The organism is Paenibacillus sp. SAFN-117, from assembly GCF_051966115.1.
Taxonomy (GTDB): Bacteria; Bacillota; Bacilli; order Paenibacillales; family NBRC-103111; genus Paenibacillus_L; species Paenibacillus_L residui.
The window spans coordinates 19726-38421 of the sequence record NZ_JBQCLK010000032.1; the positions used below are offsets into that span (position 1 = coordinate 19726).

General features: G+C 48.0%; 17 protein-coding genes. 3 read left to right on the forward strand and 14 right to left on the reverse strand.

What is annotated here, in order from left to right; all coding sequences use genetic code 11:
• Positions 1 to 60 precede the first annotated feature (60 nt).
• Both ACTHRH_RS19220 and ACTHRH_RS19225 read right to left on the reverse strand, forming a co-directional pair.
• Positions 61 to 1116, reverse strand: coding sequence for a hypothetical protein (locus ACTHRH_RS19220; protein WP_440417117.1), 1056 nt, complete (start codon positions 1114 to 1116; stop codon positions 61 to 63).
• A gap of 83 nt (positions 1117 to 1199) precedes the next feature.
• Positions 1200 to 1379: a hypothetical protein gene (locus ACTHRH_RS19225; protein ID WP_440417119.1), complete on the reverse strand. Its 180-nt coding sequence runs from the start codon at positions 1377 to 1379 to the stop codon at positions 1200 to 1202.
• Positions 1380 to 1481: 102 nt separating this feature from the next.
• Here ACTHRH_RS19225 and ACTHRH_RS19230 point away from each other — a divergent pair, with 102 nt between their 5' ends.
• Complete coding sequence (locus ACTHRH_RS19230; RefSeq protein ID WP_440417121.1) at positions 1482 to 2183, forward strand: helix-turn-helix domain-containing protein; 702 nt, start codon at positions 1482 to 1484, stop codon at positions 2181 to 2183.
• A gap of 3 nt (positions 2184 to 2186) precedes the next feature.
• Positions 2187 to 3953 (forward strand): recombinase family protein, encoded by a 1767-nt coding sequence (locus ACTHRH_RS19235; protein WP_440417123.1) that lies wholly within the window; start codon positions 2187 to 2189, stop codon positions 3951 to 3953.
• Here ACTHRH_RS19235 and rlmH read toward each other — a convergent pair.
• From rlmH to ACTHRH_RS19250, 3 genes are all read right to left on the reverse strand, one after another.
• The gene (rlmH, locus tag ACTHRH_RS19240) at positions 3861 to 4340 is read right to left on the reverse strand and encodes a 23S rRNA (pseudouridine(1915)-N(3))-methyltransferase RlmH (protein WP_440417127.1); all 480 of its coding nucleotides are present in this window, start codon (positions 4338 to 4340) and stop codon (positions 3861 to 3863) included. The two genes, ACTHRH_RS19235 and rlmH, sit on opposite strands and share 93 nt — an antisense overlap.
• 430 nt (positions 4341 to 4770) lie before the next feature.
• Entirely contained in the window at positions 4771 to 4944 is a 174-nt protein-coding gene (locus tag ACTHRH_RS19245) for a CxxH/CxxC protein (RefSeq protein WP_440417129.1), read from the reverse strand.
• A gap of 33 nt (positions 4945 to 4977) precedes the next feature.
• Positions 4978 to 6150 carry a S1C family serine protease gene (locus ACTHRH_RS19250; RefSeq protein WP_144937011.1) on the reverse strand — a complete coding sequence of 391 codons (1173 nt, stop codon included), beginning with the start codon at positions 6148 to 6150 and terminating at the stop codon, positions 4978 to 4980.
• Positions 6151 to 6278: 128 nt separating this feature from the next.
• On the opposite strand from ACTHRH_RS19250, the gene ACTHRH_RS19255 reads away from it, so the two are divergent.
• Positions 6279 to 6506 carry a hypothetical protein gene (locus tag ACTHRH_RS19255; RefSeq protein ID WP_144937013.1) on the forward strand — a complete coding sequence of 76 codons (228 nt, stop codon included), beginning with the start codon at positions 6279 to 6281 and terminating at the stop codon, positions 6504 to 6506.
• Here the strand turns inward: ACTHRH_RS19255 and ACTHRH_RS19260 are convergent.
• From ACTHRH_RS19260 to dnaB, 9 genes are all read right to left on the reverse strand, one after another.
• Positions 6445 to 7251 (reverse strand): MBL fold metallo-hydrolase, encoded by an 807-nt coding sequence (locus ACTHRH_RS19260; RefSeq protein ID WP_440417132.1) that lies wholly within the window; start codon positions 7249 to 7251, stop codon positions 6445 to 6447. The two genes, ACTHRH_RS19255 and ACTHRH_RS19260, sit on opposite strands and share 62 nt — an antisense overlap.
• 229 nt (positions 7252 to 7480) lie before the next feature.
• Complete coding sequence (yycI, locus tag ACTHRH_RS19265; RefSeq protein WP_440417134.1) at positions 7481 to 8230, reverse strand: two-component system regulatory protein YycI; 750 nt, start codon at positions 8228 to 8230, stop codon at positions 7481 to 7483.
• Between the two features lie 300 nt (positions 8231 to 8530).
• Positions 8531 to 9841, reverse strand: coding sequence for a YycH family regulatory protein (locus ACTHRH_RS19270; RefSeq protein WP_379290979.1), 1311 nt, complete (start codon positions 9839 to 9841; stop codon positions 8531 to 8533).
• Positions 9825 to 11699 carry a cell wall metabolism sensor histidine kinase WalK gene (gene walK / locus ACTHRH_RS19275; RefSeq protein ID WP_144937024.1) on the reverse strand — a complete coding sequence of 625 codons (1875 nt, stop codon included), beginning with the start codon at positions 11697 to 11699 and terminating at the stop codon, positions 9825 to 9827. Before walK ends, ACTHRH_RS19270 begins: the two co-directional genes overlap by 17 nt.
• Positions 11700 to 12416, reverse strand: coding sequence for a response regulator YycF (yycF, locus tag ACTHRH_RS19280; protein ID WP_440417137.1), 717 nt, complete (start codon positions 12414 to 12416; stop codon positions 11700 to 11702).
• Positions 12417 to 12675: 259 nt separating this feature from the next.
• Positions 12676 to 14322 carry a M23 family metallopeptidase gene (locus ACTHRH_RS19285; protein WP_144937030.1) on the reverse strand — a complete coding sequence of 549 codons (1647 nt, stop codon included), beginning with the start codon at positions 14320 to 14322 and terminating at the stop codon, positions 12676 to 12678.
• A 184-nt stretch (positions 14323 to 14506) separates the two neighbouring features.
• The gene (locus ACTHRH_RS19290; RefSeq protein ID WP_440417139.1) at positions 14507 to 15109 is read right to left on the reverse strand and encodes a hypothetical protein; all 603 of its coding nucleotides are present in this window, start codon (positions 15107 to 15109) and stop codon (positions 14507 to 14509) included.
• 763 nt (positions 15110 to 15872) lie between these two features.
• A complete protein-coding gene (locus tag ACTHRH_RS19295) occupies positions 15873 to 17159 on the reverse strand; it encodes an adenylosuccinate synthase (RefSeq protein ID WP_440417141.1) in 1287 nt (428 codons plus the stop codon).
• A 159-nt stretch (positions 17160 to 17318) separates the two neighbouring features.
• On the reverse strand, positions 17319 to 18695 hold the full coding sequence (gene dnaB / locus ACTHRH_RS19300; protein WP_144937039.1) for a replicative DNA helicase: 1377 nt from the start codon (positions 18693 to 18695) through the stop codon (positions 17319 to 17321).
• Position 18696 lies beyond the last annotated feature (1 nt).

The window sequence follows — 18696 nt, forward strand, 5'->3', positions numbered from 1 at the left end:
GCATATTTACTCCTATATAGAAATAAATCAAATCAATATGCTATAATTGCTGTAGACGCTTTATTGAAGTCGTTCCTCAGCCGGCACGCTGATGGAACGACTCTTTTTTTGTTTAAATGAATTCATATTCACTATAAGTGGCGGTAGGGAAATATCTGAAAAATAGATTTCATCCATTCCCAGGACTTCTTTTAGCTTGTTGTAATTGTCATAAAAAGTAGTTCTGGGATATTTTTTCTTGCAATATCCTTTTCCGTTTATATGCAGTTCCATTAGGAATGTGATTAGCATACTCTTCGTCCTTACACTCAGACTTGTCCGATTTATGGCTTCCAGCATACTGCGGACTGACGTTTGTTTGATTGGTTTTGTAAGCCCCAATGCATTCAAACCATCTTGAAGCACTGAAATGACGGTTTGAGGGGTTAACAGTTCAACAACTCTTCTTGTCGGACTGTACTTCCTCATAACATCATAGGAAAGTTCAACTTCATATCTCAGAAGACCTTCCGCATCCTGTTGATGTTGAGATTTATTCTTGTAGTTTGGTTTTTGATCAACCTCTGCCCGCTTATCATAAAACTTATGAACGCTGCGATTCTTTTTCTTAATACGTTGAAAACAGACTGACTCCAATTTACTTCCGTCAGTTGCTCTATATGGAACTGTTTTATAACCGCCCTGCTTCTGTATGCCTGATAACAGGTTCAGGTAATCCTGTAAATGCAGGCCCACATAGAAGTTTTTACAGATGTGAAGCTTCTCCACTTCCCAATAGCTATAATTCGGCACTTGAGATAAAGGAGTTTGAAGTCTTGCAGCAACATAGCCTCGGAGTTTTTTTAGCATTGGCAGAATGTCTGTCTGCTTTATTTCGTATACATTACTCCCATAAAGATATCGCGGGGCAGACAATTCTAACTTCAACCAAGCTTTGCTCGGGTTGTCTTCTTTATATTTATAACTTAGACGTGGCAAAGTATCGTCGAGCTGGTCAAACAACTCACAAGTAACTAGCCCTCTTTTCAGGGTTTTCTTGATCTCACTCCAAGAAATCAACTCAATTTGTTCTTCTGTAAGAACTAATGGGATATCGAATTTCACTGTATCTATCAAGGTTTATTCCTCCTCTAGTCCGCAGTCCCGAATGGTTTCTGACCTACTTAGTAGAAATTACTGACGAGTTTCGTCTGAATCATTCAATTTTTGTGCAGCAGTTGTGTCGAGTCCTGATTCCTTATTAAGAAATCATTCAGCATCTCTGCTAATTTGTTCAAAAACATTTGCTCTGCTTGACGTTGCTCTTCTCTGTCCTCTATCAAACTATACGGCTCATTGTCAAAGTGACTACAACCATTGACAAAGTCAAATTTGTTCATAACACACCCTCCTTTATTATATTTGTTTTGACAAATTTGCTTGTCACATATAATATCATGTTCTATAATGGTTTGTAAAGCATACCAGAAAGGGTGATTTTTGTGGCTAAACGAACAATAACTGCTATTGAGTTTTTCTCTCTAAAAAAGGCTACATTGGGAGAACGTATTCGTTTCTTTCGTGAGGAAACAGGAAAATTGAGTACAAAGGAAGATTATTCAACGCGTGCCATCAGCAAAAGGCTAGGCGTAACTGCACAATCCATTACTGCAATTGAGAGAGGCGAATCTAAAAATCCTTCCTTTCAGTTAATATACGGATTATCAAGAGAACTCCATGTTCCAATTGAGGCTTTTACAGATGAGTTTTATCAAAATGACATTCGTCTGTTTGAAATTGGAATTGACGATGAAGATATTACTTGTGCAGGAACAAAGGAAACAGAGATTGACCCTGCTCTGTCAGCAAACTTTCATTTTGGCTGTTATGTATACCAAGCCTTCCAAGATGGACGGATGCGATTCTTATATAGCAAGGAAACAAAAAATGCTGTTGATTATAAATCCTTTGTGGAGAGTCTTGCCCGATTTATTGCTGAAATTGAAATGCATTCCTACTCGGGAGAAATATTGGAGTTGGATAACATACTTCTTCCACCTATTAAACATGCAGCTTCTTTATTCAAGGCAAGCTTGGAGTATACTAAAGATTTCCCCATTTTCAGCAAGAACTCCTGGAATGAAACTCTCAATGATTTTCTATCAGCAGCTGCCGAGCAATCTTATAAAGGAAAGGAGAGTTAAAAAATGACTAAAATTCGAGCTGTCATATATGCTCGAGTGAGCACAGAGGAGCAAGTTAGGGAGGGCTTTAGTATTGCTGCTCAATTAGCAGAACTAGAAAAGTATGCCGAGCAGTTTAATTTTGATATTATTGATCGTTATGTCGACGAAGGGGCAAGTGGTAAAAGCATTAAAGGAAGAACGCAACTACAAAGATTATTGAAAGATGCTGAAAAACAAAAATTTCAAGTTGTCATGTTATACAAGCTAGATAGATTGGCTCGCAAGTTGCGTGATCAATTAGACATTAGCGATAAGCTAGTGAATTATAATATCAAGTTGGTTAGTCTGAAGGAAAGCTTTGATACATCAACACCAACTGGTATGATGACCTTTCAGATGTTTGGTATGATTGCGGAATTGGAACGCAGCAATATCATCGAGAGAGGAAAGCTTGGACAGCAACAGCGGGCACGAGAGGGGAAATTCAATGGCGGCGTTGTACTTGGTTATAATAGCATCAATAAGGAACTTGTAGTCAACGAATCTGAGTCCATCATCGTTAAAAAGATATTTGATTATGCAGATGAAGGACAAGGGCTAAAGGCAATAACACGTCGGCTCAATGAAGCTGGATACCGTTCAAAAAAGGGTAACCCCTTCTCTACCAACGCTATCAAAACAATCTTGAATAATCCAACCTACATTGGCAAGATTCGTTACAATCAAGTGGAGAATTGGTCTGAAAAACGACGAAAAGGTAAAAACGACGACTTTATACTTACTAATGGCATCCATGAGCCTATCATTACGAAGGAGCAATGGGATAGAGTTCATTCAAAAATAAAAAAACGCTCCTACAAGCCGGCTCGTTCGTACACACCGTACCTTCTCAGTGGAATCCTTAAATGCCCTGTATGCGGCCACGGTATGGTTCCAGCACGCTCCAAGGGAAATAGCGGAAGTCAGTATCGTTATTACGCCTGTGGACAGTTCCATAATAAAGGGAAGAGTATCTGTCGCTCCAACATGATTAAGGCCGAATATGCAGAACAGCAAGTAATGGATGAGCTGCATCGAATCATTGCAAAGCCATACATTTTGAAAAAGCTCGTTGAACGCATCAACCAACAGCGGGCGAACGCAGAGCTGCCTCTACTGGACGAAAAGAAAGCAATTGAGAATCAAATAGCTAAAGTCCAACGAAAGCTTAAGAGTTTGAAAGAGAAAATTATGATTGATCCTGAATTGGCAGAGCTCTTCAAGCCTGATCTACTGGCAACTCAATCCGAGTTAAATTCACTTCAAGAACGCCTTGATGATATTACATCTCAGGAAGCACAGTACGATAACAAGCCTGTTGATTTTGACTCCCTGCATACCTTGCTAACAAAGGTTCAGGATGCTCTACAACATGCCGACAGGGAGGAGCAAAAGCTCTTGCTTCAACTTCTTATACAAAGCATTCATATATCTAAGGATAAGCCATCCAGAAGGGAAAGCCGCCGTATAGAGCGAATCATCCTGCACTTCGATTTTGCTATCGAATCACTTCACAGTGACACGACAGAGCTTGTAAGACGAATTGCAAGCTACTCTGAATTGATTACTCCTATTCATCCAGTTGCATTAGATGAAATGAACAACTTATCAGAAAGCAACTACGGGGACTTGATGAAGTCCCTTAATATTTTACCTTTAGCGATGGTACGGTTCCCCCCGCATAATCTTAAAAGCGCGGTAGATTTGCTCCACCAGGATGAGGCGTATGAGCTGGTGAGGGTAGGTTAGGCGGCCGAAGGAGAGGTGCTGATTGGCGCGCTTGAGGACGGCATCGGAGAGGCCGTTGGATCCGCCGATAATGAAGGTGACCTGGCTGCGGCCGTAGGTGGCCAATTGGTCGAGCTGCCGGGACAGCTCCTCGGATGTCCACATTTGCCCTTCAATGGCCAGGGCGATGACATGTGCATCCGGCTTGATTTGCGCCAGGATGCGCTCCCCCTCCTTCGCCTTGACCTGCTCCTCCTCGGCTGCGCTCATCGACTCCGGTGCTTTCTCGTCCGGCAATTCTGTGATCTGCAGCTTGGCATAGGGCCCCAGCCTTTTGGAGTACTCCGCAATGCCTTGGGTTAAATACTTTTCCTTCAGTTTACCGACGGCAATAATTTGAATTTGCATAAGGCTTGCGCCCCTTCCTCGTTATTCTTTATGTATGATTGAGCTGTGAATAGGCCCTTGAACAAGCCTCCCAAAGTAATACCAAGTAATATTTAGTATTATCAGAAACTTCCGCAGGAATAAACTCCAGTCCGGAGGATAAAAAAAGCTCCTAACGGAGCCTCTTCGAAGACGAATAACCCGGTTTTAAAGGTAGCTTTTTATGACAATTAGAAAGTTGTTCCATTTTAATGCTTTAATGAACACTTTCTAATGTGGTAAGCAAAACCGCCAGGACTAACCCGGCGGCCATTCAAACATTTTCATCTCAGTTGTTAAAGGGAGTGCAAATAGAACACCGGATTCAGCCTCTCTCTGTACTGCAAAATTTGTCGTCCGGCGAACCTCCATGCATGCAGCGCCGAAACTACATGGTTGGTCGTCCGAACTTCTAAATCACCAAGAAAAGAGCCTCGTGCTTGCAGCCCTTCTCCTCGCACAGATGTGGAGGAGCCCATTCTTTGAAGCTGACTTCCGATAGCGCGTATAGGTCCGGCGCCTCTTCATATTCGTCGACGAATCGATCGATTGCGATTTCCAGATGCTCCTTACAAACGACATACATAGCTATGTTCTCACCTATATTCTCTCAAGTTCGTCACGACTCGTCATTCTCTGCGAGCGTTAGCGTAACGGTCTCTTTCTTTCCGTCCCGATAGTACGTAATCGTTATTTTCTCGCCAATTTTCTTGTTCTGGTACAAATATTTGCGCAGAGACAGAGTACCATGGACAGGCTGGTTATCCAATTGGACTATAACGTCATTTGTTGACAAACCTGCCTCCGCGGCTGGCCCGTAAACCTCCAAGATTATCGCGCCGGTCTTCACATCGTCGGGCAGCTTCAGCAATTCCAGCCCGCTCTTGAAGGAAGTCAGATTGACCGTAGATACCCCTATGAACGGACGAAGCACCTTGCCATGCTCGATCAGTTCATCCAGCACCGCCTTCACCTCATTGATCGGAATCGCGAATCCGAGTCCTTCCACTCCGGTATCCGCCACCTTCAAGCTGTTAATCCCGATCACTTTCCCGTCCAGATCAACCAGAGCTCCGCCGCTGTTCCCTTGATTAATAGCCGCATCCGTCTGAATCATGTCCAGCTCCCATTCATACTCGCCATCATGCCCGGGATAGACCGGGATCGTCCTCTTCGGCCAACTGATAATTCCTGCGGTGACTGTCTGAGACAGCCCGCCGAGGGGATTCCCGATGGCGATGGCCGTTTGGCCCGACTTCAATTTATCCGAATTCCCGAATTCCGCCACTGTCTTGATTCCACTGGCGTCGATCTCCAGGACGGCCAGATCGGCCAAATAATCCGCACCAACCACTGTGGCCTGCTTATGCTCCCCGGTAGGCAGCACCACCTCGAACGAGGTCGCTTCCTCCAGCACATGATTATTCGTTACGACTAGCGCCCGGTCGCCATCCTTCCGGAAAATGACTCCCGAACCCATTCCAATCCCGCGTACCTTGCCTCCGTCCTTATCCTTGATCGAGCTGATGATGCTGACGACGGTCGGACTGACTTTATCTACGGCCTTGACCCGGCTGACATCAATAACCTCAAGAGGAACCGAAGCGGTCGCAGGGGTCCCCTCCCCATGTGAAATAATTGACATCAGGAAGAAGGTAACGAGTGAACCCGCTATGGCGGACAGAACCAGCAGCAGGGCAGTCCTGTTGTGCCACCAACGGCGGCGTTCGGGGCCTTTCCTTGCCCACCTGGACACCTTGGTGGAATAGAATTCGTCATTGAACAAGCTCATCGTTTCCCCTCTTTCCCGCTTGATTTCCGAATCATTTTTATACTGGGGTGGAATGTTTCGGCACTTTGAAGCCTACAATAATAGTAGCCGCAGCAAAATCATAGATTGCTAGAAAGGTGGTACCGGTTATGAATCTGCATTTTAAAGAAATCGATTTGATCGGCAAGCTCGCCGACCTTAAGGAAGATCACTATCGGCAAACTCTTGTGCTGAGCGCCATTATCGAGCTGCTGATTGATAAGAAAGTGATCACCCGTGAAGAAATCGAAACGATGGCCCGGAAGCTGGACCCGGTTATTCCTCATCCAGACTATCCCATTCCGTTGGACGATCAAAGTAAGTATCCTTTAGAGTAAGCCGCCCATCGTTTAGGGTTATGTCATTCTGTTCCAAAATATTCTCCACCGTCATTCGCGCCAGATCCATCAGATTATGATTCTGGCTCAGATGCGCCAGGTACACCCTCTTCGTCTTGCCCCCAAGAATCTCGCTGAGCGCATCGCCCGCGGCTTCATTCGACAGGTGGCCTATATCGCTTAAGATCCGCCTCTTGATATTCCAGGGGTATTTGCCCATTCGCAGCATTTCGACATCATGATTCGATTCCAGAATGAGCACGTCGGAATCCAGCACCTGCTCCTTGACCTTGCTGCTCATATATCCCAGATCGGTGGCGAGACTAAGCTTCTTGTCTCCTTCATAGAAGCAGTAGCCCACCGGCTCCGCCGCGTCATGGGAAATCGCGTAGGACTCCACTTGAATGGAATCGAACTCGATCATGCTTCCGGTATCCATAACCTTCACATTGGCTTCAGCGATTTCCCCAATCTGCTTGTTCAGAGCCTCCCATGTTTTCTCATTCGCATATATGGGCAAATCATATTTCCGGGCCAGTGCTCCCAGCCCTTTGATATGATCGGAGTGCTCATGTGTGACAAGAATCGCATCCAGCTCTTCGCCCGACACGTTTCGTTCTTCCAGCAGCTGCTCAATTTTCTTGGCACTTAGCCCCGCATCCACCAGCAGCTTGGTTTCCCCGTTCGTCACGACCATCGAATTCCCCGTCGAACCGCTTGCCAATACACTAAAACGCAATCCCATGTCAAAACTCCTATTCCTTGCCGTTATCCGACGTGAAGCTCATTCTTTCGTCAGTTCTGTTGCATATATCATATATGTATAAGCCTAGCAATTAGCCAAGCTTATACTTCAGGGCTGTTACTCGCAAATTTTTGTGAAAACAACCCCGTTTGAAATCCGAAATATCAATATAAATCTGGTATGCAAAGCTTCCTCTAAAACCGGTTCATCCTCTTCGAAAATAGCTTCGTTAGGGACTTTTCTTAATGTCTCGACTTTCCTCTACTTCCCCGTTATATGCTTGAACGTAGTAAGGGTTGCCCTCCTCCGGAGTAATCCTCCAGAAGGGAAGCATATACTGGGTCTCCGAATCGAAGTTCGGCCCGTGATACCCCAGCTTCACATCGACAATAACGGTTCCTTCCGGAAGATAATTCTCCGCCAGGCTGCGAATCGCCGTATAAGCCGAGATCACCTTCTGTTCTTGCTGCTCTCCTCCTGATTGTACTTCAACATAGGCTTGTTTGTAACCTGTAATTTGCCCGTTCTCCTCATATAATTGCAAAGTCACGTCAAACAACGGTATTTTATCCACCAGTTGATTAAAGACATACACTCCGTTGCCGCTGCGCACCGGATCGAAAGCATACTGATCGGCATACCTTACGGACGATCGGCTGGTTAATTCCCTGGCCAGGTTCTTGCTGAACGGACTGGACCATTTAAGCGGGCTGTCTAGCGGAATCTTCTCGGCATTGCGGGAAGCTTCGTCGAATTGGACGGTAAAGCTCTTCAGCTTGGGAGCATCCTTGGGGACCTCCTCTACCTTCAATTGAATATTTTTGCTGGCAAGAAGCTTGCTCGTCTCCTCAATAATGAAAGCCGTGTCGGATTCGGTGCCCGTCTGACCCCAGCGGGTCGTCCACAGTTGATATCCGAGCATAATGTTCAGAAAGAGAAAAGATAGAATCAAAATCGTTTTCGCCCTTCCCCAATCCATGGCCTCACGCTCCTTGTCCAACGCCTAATTTAGTCCGCCTCGTCCGGCCGTGCCCGGTCCTCGCCCAGTCCTTCTGTTGATTACCGTTGTTATCATCGATTGCTGTTCTTATGTCCATTCCTGCCGCTCAGGGTATTCCTTGGCCGCCCAACCGAAGTGTCCCGCCCCTTGGCTTAACCTATAGCTTGCAATAGCCAAATCTCTGCGCGGACCCTTCTCTTGAGCAACCTTTCAGAGAGCTTTCCCCATACTTCATCACCCTTGAAAAAGCTTCTCCGAGCATTTCACAGGATCATTTCTCTAGCTCCCGGCCAGTTCCTCGCTCATTGGCTCTTTGAGGAACCGGTAAGTGCCGTCCTGCAGCTCTACGGCCCACTGGGGGACCAGATGGATCTTCTCATCTCCGAGAGTGGCCTGGTAAGCCGGGTAGACCGCCACCGGATTTAGACCGCTCTGTTCCAGCATTGTGGCCAACGCATCTCCGCCAGGCAGACGGTACGCGCTCTTTTCCGCCAATCCGATATCCATGTTGATCATTGACCGTTCGTAGTTGGATATAACCCCTTTTTGCATGACGATCTTGATGTACCCGAAGCTGCTCTGCTCCGTATTCATCACCGGATAACCCCCGACATACTGTCTGAATTCGAACGTTTGCGGCCCGAAGGCATAATTCGGACTTACCCGGCTGAATAAATAGTCGCTGTTCCATCCCCCGTGACGGTTAATGAACTTCACCGCGTTCGTCAAATTTTCTTTCGTTTCCGCTCTGCTTTCTACCGGTACCGAGACCGGGTCCGAATAACTAAACCAATGATCCCCATTGCGGACCTGAAGCCCTCTCTTGCCGTCTGTATAAATCTGCGCCCCATCCCGCTCGAAGAGGAAGCGGGCCATTCCCGGGTCGGGAAACAGACTGCGTTTAAGCTGATCCTCTGTGAAAATATTGAAGGGCACCTTATATTGAACCATCTGCAAATCGACTGCCGGAAGATAATAGTCATGTCTGCTGTCCGGATAGTAAGCGGGAAGATGAGCCCCGAGGCCTATTTTATTTTCCAGCTCTTTGACCGTTAAGTCCGATTGAACCGCCTCGTAGACGATTTCGGGGGAATCACTCAGAAAGTACGTCTTTACTTCTTCCTTAGATTCATATATCCAGATTTTGGATATCCCTACATCCTCCACCGTAAAATCTTCCTTGATTTTCATAATGCTCTTCAAAGTCCCGACCGGCACGGCTTCCTTGAAGCGGATTTCGATACCCGGCCTTGTGTCCCGAATCAAATCCCAGTCCAGATAGGAAGCCGGAAGATTCGTGCGGCGCAAGTTTTCGAAAGAACGCTGTTTCAGCAAATCCGAGTACACCATATTATAAAATTGATGTCCGTATGGAAGTACCGTATGCTGCTTGTTTCCGAAATGGATGATCATCTGTTCGGGAAGAATGAGATCGGCCAAAGCGGCCGGCGGGCCATCCAGCCCCGAATCGACATATTCCATCTGATTGATCGGTTCGTAATTCGGTGAGCTGTAGGCCAGCAAATAGCTTTGGACCAGGCTAGCGGCGACAAGAACAACCAGCGCAACGGTTTTAGCTTTTTCCATCATGATTAGTCCCGCTTCCTTCCTCCATATAGGGAAGAGTGAAAGACACCGTCGTTCCTACATTAAATTCCGAATCTATCGCAATCGCACCGCCATGGGCTTTAATAATTTCCCGGGCAATGGACAGCCCCAGGCCCGTCCCTCCCATATTGCGCGATCTTGCTTTATCTACCCGGTAGAAACGCTCGAAGATCCGCGACAAATCCTTCTTCGGAATGCCTATTCCCGTATCCTGAATTTTAATTTCGAGCATATCATTCGGCAGCCGTTCGGCCATAATTCGAATTTGGCCGCCGTCTCCCGTATATTTAATCGCGTTGGAGACGAGGTTATCCAGTACCTGATCGATCTTGTCCCGATCCAGCCAGATCGGTGACGTATTATCACCGATAATAATCTGGATGGCGATACTGCGCTGCCGCAGCTGGAACGAGAACCGGTCAGCCACTTCATCCAGCATTTCCGTCACATGGACCTGCTCCTTCTTGAGCATCGCCTGGTTGGAATCGAGCCTGGACAGGTGAAGCAGATCCGTAACGAGCCGGATCATCCGCTCTGCTTCATTACGGGTCACCCCTACGAATTTCCTGGCCAACTGCGGTTCGTCTATAGCCCCGTCATCCAAAGCCTCCAGGTAGCTCTTGAGCGTGGTCAGCGGCGTCCTTAACTCATGAGATACGTTGGCGACGAACTCCCGGCGGGACTGCTCCAGCTCCTCCTGCTCCGTCACGTCATGGAGCACGACAATCGTTCCGGTCGTCCCCTTCTCCCGGCTGTGAACCGAAGTGAAGGTTGCTCTTACCTTACGGCTCTCTTCCGACTCCTGAGGGTGAATCTCGATCAGATGGGTAACCTCCTCGCCACGCGCGCCGGGAAGTGCCAGCTGCTTGGGAAGTCCCAGCAGTTCGTATAAATCCTTGCCGTCCGCCGGCTGGTTGTTCAGCTGAAGCATTTCTCTCGCCCGGCGATTGATGACGATCACCCGGTCCTGCTCGTCTGTAGCCACGACTCCGTCACTCATGCTCGTCAAGACGGAGGCCAGCTTCTCCTTCTCTTCTTCATTCACGGACAGCGCTTCCTTCAGACGATTCGTCATATCGTTGAAGGCACGGCTCAACTGGCCGATCTCGTCGTGGCTCCATATTTTGACCTGGTGGTCGAAGTTCCCCCGGGCAACGGACGACACCTGCCGGGTGATTTCTTTAATCGGGCTCGTAATCGTGTGGGCCAGAATAATTCCGAGAAGAATCGTCATGGCGAGCGCAATTAAAATACCGGACATGAAAATCTGCTTGATCCGGTTGATCGTGTCGAAGATATCTTCCATGGAAGAGACAATATAGACCGCTCCGATGACCTTGTTTTCCTCGCTGACGGGCATGGCGATCACTTTCTTCCGTTTCCCGTCCACATCCGTCAGGATCCGCTCATTATCTTTGTCCTTAATATTCTGCAGGGCGCGGCTGACGACCTGCTGGGTATTCTTCTGCCCGATGATGGAACGGGGATACTGGTCCGATGCGCTGATGACGGTTCCGTTGGAGTTGATGATCTGAATCTCCACGTTGCTTACCTTGTACCAGTTATTGACCGTTTGGTTCAGCCGGTCGTTAATCGTCTTACCGTCTTCCGGCTTCGTTCCGGAATCGGCATTCTCCTGGTTGTCCAGCAGAACGGGCTTCACCAGATCGGACAACAGCATGGCCTGGTAATTCAGAGATTCCGAGAAGTTATTCATGAATGAGGTTTCCATCGCCTTGATGAAATAGATGCCGATCAACTGCATGGCGAATAAGATTAGCAGTACATAGATGATGATCAGCTTCATCTGAATCGTTCGGAAGAACCGGATTCCTATCATTTACAGTCCCCCTGCTTTAGGGTTCCTCATTACGTAGCCTAATCCTCTTCTCGTCGTAATATATTCCGGACGGCTGGGCTCGTCTTCTATCTTCTCACGCAGCCTGCGAATCGTGACATCCACGGTGCGGACATCCCCATAGTAGTCATACCCCCACACCGCCTGAAGCAAATGCTCGCGGGTCATGACCTTCCCCGTATTCCGCGCCATATATTGAATCAGCTCGAATTCCCGATGGGTCAAATCCAGCGGCATACCGTCTTTATACACGACATACATGTCGTTATCGATTAACAGTCTGTGTATGCGTATTCCTTCCTGATCGGACGTTCCCTGCTTCTCAGGCTCATTCTTGACCTGCCGCCGCAGGTGAGCCTTGACTCTGGCCAGAAGCTCCCGGGTTCCGAACGGCTTCGTGACATAATCGTCCGCCCCCATCTCCAGCCCCAGCACTTTATCCAGCTCCGTATCCTTGGCTGTCAGCATAATGATCGGGGTGTCCTTCCTGTTGCGGACTTCCCGGCACACGTCCATGCCATCCTTAACGGGCAGCATCAGATCGAGCAGTATCAAATCCGGGTTCTCTGTCATAGCCAGTTCTACGGCGGTTCCCCCGTCATAGGCACAGATTACCTCGTAGCCTTCCTTCTCCAAATTAAATTTCAGTATATCGGCAATCGGTTGTTCGTCATCCACTACCAAAATTTTTCCAAACAACGATACTCACCTCATACTTTCTATCGACATTTAGAAATCCGGTGAATCTTGGGACGGAAGAAGCTGCCGGTGCAGCCTTCTCCTGTTCCTTGTTTTATCTCCTATTCCAAGGTAATCGGCTGTTGCCGTCCCTCGTTCAAGGACGTACAGGTACTCGATGAAAATAAGAACGGAGTAAGCAACTTTCTTATATTTTAACAAAAAATAGGCAGAACAGCGAACTCGTTTAGTCCGTGCCTGCCTATTCCTATCCTAGTAATTATTGGTTAAGATATTTGATCGGGTTCTCTACCGTCCCGTTATTAATAATTTCGAAATGCAGATGGACCCCGGTAGAGTCGCCGGTACTGCCCATATACCCTATCTTCTCGCCTTTCTCCACGATATCGCCGGCCGATACGTCAATCTTGCTCATATGGCCGTATAATGTTTTGTACCCATTCTTATGATCAATAATCACATAATTGCCGTAATCGTATTTGTAGCCCGCAGCTTCGACGGTTCCGTTATCTGCAGCGAGAATATTTTTCTTGCTGGAAGTAATGTCTATCCCTTTATGTAGCTTACCCCAACGCTTGCCGAATCCGCTCGACACATTCGGAGAAACAACAGGCCAAGCAAAATTTCCGGTGCCTTCCCCAAGAATAACCTTGGTTCCCTTCTTGACCACTGCCTTGACCGGCTCACTGATCATCTCTTCGTTAATGATCTCTTCCTCCCGCATCTGTCCGTTGACTTTCGTAATGCTGAAGGTGACTAGCTTCATTCCGTTAACGCCGGGCGTAATCGTTTCGACTTCTCCCAGCTTCATCTCATCATCGGTAATAACCTCGGTATCATACTGTACTTCTTGCTGCTCGACCAGCTTCTCCACGGTCTTGACCGAAAGCTTCGGCTCCAGAACCGTCAAATTAAGAACGTCGCCTTCCGTTATCCGGTCGTTCACAATCCAAGGGTTATTCTCATAAATAACATCCTGGGAAATCTTGAATCGGTGTGCAATACAGGAGACACAATCTCCCTTGACCACTGTATACATCGTCGGAGTGGCATTGCCCGTTTCTAACGTTGCCTGCACTTCGTCGGGGTTCATCACTTGTTCCGGCTCGACCTTCATCGTAACCAGATCAACATTCTGCAGGAAGGACGCCTCCTGAAGCTCGCTTTGCCCCGGAGCCAAGTCGCTGTCCTCCGGTTCGGCAGAGAGAGCGGTGACTTCACCGGATTCCTTCTTCTGCTCTCCCGTATACTTGCTCATAATTCGCTGAAGGACCTCTTCCGCCGTATCCTTATCCTTGACGATCGCCACCGGATCGCCATCTACCTTCACTTGAACCCCTACCGCTTCGGGAACCAACAGCTCATCCAGCTTGCGGAGAGTTTCCTCGTTGTCAAAGGGTTTCTTGAAAGCCCTTTCATGCCGTAATGTTATGTCGTTTGTATTAAGAACCATGTGAACATCCTGAGAATTCTGCTCCAGTTTCTTGTATTTCTCCAGCTTCAGATCCTCGACGAGCTGAGGATCGCTCACGGTTCCGACTTGAACGTCTTTCATATAGACATCATAGACGTCCAGCGTATTCATTTGAACGTAATAATTGCCCCCGACGGTGATTCCCGCCAATAGTCCGAAAGCCCCAACACCCTTGGCAATTTGAATCCGATAATCCCGTATGCGGGACATAAGACCGACTGGCCGCTGCATCGCAGTATTTTCTGTAGAAGACGGATATGATTTCGCTATAGTTTGAGAAGCTGGCTCAAGCGCAGCTGTGGAATTCGATTTCTTATTGCTCAAGATGGCATCGATCTTGCCAGTCAAGCTCTTGAATCGGATCTTCGAGCCGACCTGCTGCACGTTGGCCCATTTCTCCTTGATCCAATTTTTCATCTTGGAAACTGTCATGATTCTCTCCTCTTAAGTCCTGAATTAACTTTAACCATTTTGTAACCAAATAGCCTTACGTACCAGGTTAAAGGAAAATAGTTCTTTTACACTGTACCACAGGTCGCTGCTTTTTTTCAACCTGCTGGATCAGAACGTGTCGGAATTAGCGAAATCATGCCCGTTTCCTCTTATATGCAGGGTGTCAATACTTCTGTAATATCTCCATTAGTTGACTATATTCTTCCGGTTTTAATGTTTTTTCGACAATTTTTTTAATTTCCGACATTTCCTCCTCCGTAATTCCCCCTTCCATCATAGCCGATATGGTCTGCAAGTCCTCAGCGGGCAAGCTCGCCATATAGGCAAAAATCTTTTTCTTGTCTTCCTCATTCAATTGATCCTTCTTCGAAGATAAATCATCGGGAGAGATGATGACGTCGCTTTTGCCGGCGTTCGACTGCTGTCCCAGCTCGCTCCCGCTTTGGCCGAATACGGGCACGGCGTCCGTTGAGGACTCCTGGGAGTCCGGAGTTGAGAGATCGGAACCCTCCGTTTCCTCTGCCGGCGGCTTCTGCCCAGCTTCCTTCCGGGTGTCTCCTCCTTGTGTCATAGACTCGAAGTCTCCCGCGACACTGCCGATCAAATCGGAAAACGTCACGAACGAGCCTTCTATGGGAATGTTGAAGTGAGAGATCAGCTTATCGACATAAGTATGAACAATCGTCCAAGTAAAGTACAACGTAAATCCCGAAGCGATAGCCGCAATCAACAGGGTACGGCTTAAATGGACAATAAATTTGGTCATGGTTGGTTCCTCCTATCCATCCGGTGTGCCTACTTTCCAGTATTGACGGAACGGAAACGGATATAACCCGAAACTATAAAAAAAGCCCCTAACGGAGCCTTCTCGAAGATGAATAACCCGGTATTTAAGGTAGCTTTTTATGCCAATAGAAATCTTTTTTACATCGTATTAACGCTGTAAAGAACTTAAAGATTCCTATGTGGTAAAAAAAGCTCCTAGCGGAGCCTTTTACTTGAACGTCTATCTTGAAAATCCGTCTATTTTACCGTCTGCAGGCATCGTTGCAAGCGGAGCGGCACGTCTAACTGGATTTTGTACAGGTAGATTCAAGCGAATGGGCGAAAATGATCAAACTAACTGGATAAACTACAGTTAAAATGGGCAACTTTGGGCGAAACGGCTGTTTTGGCGCAAACTAACTGTAGGTTTTCCAGTTAGTTTCCATATTTCTTCCGAATATAGAAATCTAACTGTATGAAATCCATTTAGTTTTCAAATTTCATACTATTGAAGCAATTCAACTCTATTCTACCTTGAAAATCCATCCATTTGCTTGAATCTACCTACATAAAATACAGTTAAATCATCTTTCCTCCTAGAAAGCGATGGTTTCTCCACGGCAATATCTATGCCCAGCCTTATATTTCGCCAGTAACATCAAACCTTCGGACCGATTTTCACTTTGCGGAAGTTATAACTCCTATACTAAAAAACCCCGAATGCCGATGCATTCGGAGTTTAATTTCCATACCTTCATATATCCTTATCTGTAAATCGGACGGACCAAATTCGTCTGCTCCCGATTGCGTCCCACCGAGAAAATAACGAGCGGAACTCCGGTTAATTCCGAGATTCTCTCCGCATATCTTCTGGCATTGGCCGGAAGATCGTCCAGTGAACGGGCCTGCGAAATGTCTTCCTGCCACCCCGGCAGCTCTTCGTAGACCGCCTCGCACTCTGCCAGCATGTTCAAATTCGCCGGATAAGTCTCCAGAAGCTCCCCGCGGTACTTATAGGCGGTACAGATCTTTACCGTATCCAACCCGCTCAGCACGTCCAGCGAATTGAGCGACAGCCCGGTAAGCCCGCTTACCCTTCTCGCATGCCGCACTACAACGCTGTCGAACCAGCCGACCCGGCGCGGACGGCCGGTTGTCGTCCCGTATTCATTGCCGGTTTCGCGAATTTGATCCCCGATTGCATCGTGGAGCTCCGTCGGAAACGGACCGTCTCCAACCCGCGTCGTATAAGACTTGGCCACACCAATGACTTGGTTGATTCTCGTAGGGCCGACACCGGAGCCGATGCACACCCCGCCGGCCGTCGGATTAGACGACGTCACGAAAGGATAGGTGCCTTGATCCAGGTCCAGCATAACCCCCTGCGCCCCTTCAAAAAGCACCTTCTTGTTCAAATCAATAGCGTCGTTCAGCACAACGGAAGTATCCGCCACATAAGGTCTGATCACTTCCGCATACTCGAGATATTCCTTGAGAATCGAATCTGCGTCCAGACCTTGGCGTCCGTACACGCGCTCAATTACATCGTTCTTCTCCTTCACCAGCCGGCGCAGCTTGGTCTCGAACTGCTGCCGATCCATCAGATCCGCAATCCGGATGCCGTTCCTACCGGCCTTATCCATGTAGCAAGGTCCGATGCCTTTGCGGGTGGTGCCGATTTTGTTCGGCCCTTTGCGCTCTTCCTCTAATTCGTCAAGCAGCAGATGATAAGGCATAATCAGATGGGCCCTGTCGCTGATTTTCAAATTATCGGTCGTAAATCCATTGTCATGAATGTACTGAATTTCCTCAATCAATGCAGCCGGATTAATCACCATTCCGTTGCCGATCACACAGACTTTATCACTATAGAAAATTCCGGAAGGAATCAAGTGCAGCTTATACTTCTTTCCGTTGATAAGAATCGTGTGGCCGGCATTGTTACCTCCCTGGTATCTTGCCACCACTTCAGCCGATTCAGCCAGGAAGTCGGTTATTTTCCCTTTACCTTCGTCCCCCCACTGGGTTCCGACAACTACAACGGTCGACATAACCAAACAACCTCCATAAGGTACTGTGTACCCATTGATTTACTGCTTCTCTTAGCAGCATCTCCAGTTTAGCAATCCGCTATACCAAAGTCAATGAAATACACGAACATTAAGGAGGTTGTCTATATAAAATGTTCGGATATCAACCATAAGTTCACTTTAGAACGGAACCGCCGCGGCCGAAGGCACCGGCTCCTGATGAGTTCGATCCAGACTGACAAATTTGTTGTAATGCTTCAGGAAAGCAAGCTCGACCGTCCCTACCGGACCGTTCCGCTGCTTGGCGATAATAATTTCAATGATATTTTTCTTCTCCGTATCCTGATTATAGTAATCGTCCCGGTACAGGAAGGCGACAATATCCGCATCCTGCTCAATCGATCCGGATTCCCGGAGGTCGGACATCATCGGACGCTTATCCTGGCGCTGCTCAACTCCCCGGCTGAGCTGTGACAGAGCGATTACCGGCACATCCAGCTCCCGCGCAATTTGCTTCAGCGTACGGGAGATTTCCGATACTTCCTGCTGCCGGTTGTCCCCGCTCCGTCCCCGCCCATGGATTAGCTGAAGGTAGTCGATCAGGATCATGCCGAGCCCCTTCTCCTTCTTCAGCCGACGGCATTTGGCCCGTATATCGGCAACCGTCACCGCCGGAGAATCGTCGATATAAATATTGGCTTCCGCCATCGTGCCGATCGCCATCGTCAGCTTCTCCCAGTCGTCGTTCTCCAGATGGCCCGTTCTTAACCGCCCGGCATCCACATTCGATTCGGCGCAGATCATCCTCTGCACCAGCTGGGCCGCCCCCATCTCCAGACTGAAGATGGCTACGGTCTCCTTCTCGCGAATGCCTACATTCTGGGCGATATTCAGGGCGAAAGCCGTCTTCCCTACGGACGGACGAGCCGCCACGATAATTAAATCGGACCGTTGGAAGCCCGAGGTCATCTTGTCCAGATCGCGGAAGCCGGAGGCGATTCCGGTCGTCCCGCCCTTGTTCTGGTATAGAAACTCCACCCGTTCGAACACTTCCATCAATACGTCACGGATAGAGATAAAACCGCTGCTCGAACGGCGCTGGGAAATTTCCATGATCCGCTGCTCGGCATCGCTCAGCAAATCGCCGACGGCCTCCGAGCCGGAATATCCGGTGCTGGCAATTTGTGTAGCGGCCCGAATCAGCCTGCGGGTCAACGATTTCTCCTCGATGATCTGCGCGTAATAGTCTACGTTGGCCGCTGTCGGAACCGCATTGGCAAGCTGGGTTAAATAGGAAACCCCGCCGACCTGCTCCAGCTGCTGCTTGTCCTGAAGCCGTACCGTGAGAGTGACGAGATCGACCGGCTCGTTAGCCTCCGCCAGCTCCACCATCGCATCGAAAATATTCTGATGCTTGGTGCTGTAGAAGTCCTCGCTGATGATTCGTTCCATGACGGTAACCAGCGCATCGCTGTCTAACAAAATAGCGCCGAGCACGGCCTGCTCGGCTTCTAAATTTTGCGGTGGAATTCGATCAAAGAGCATTTCGCCTTCCATG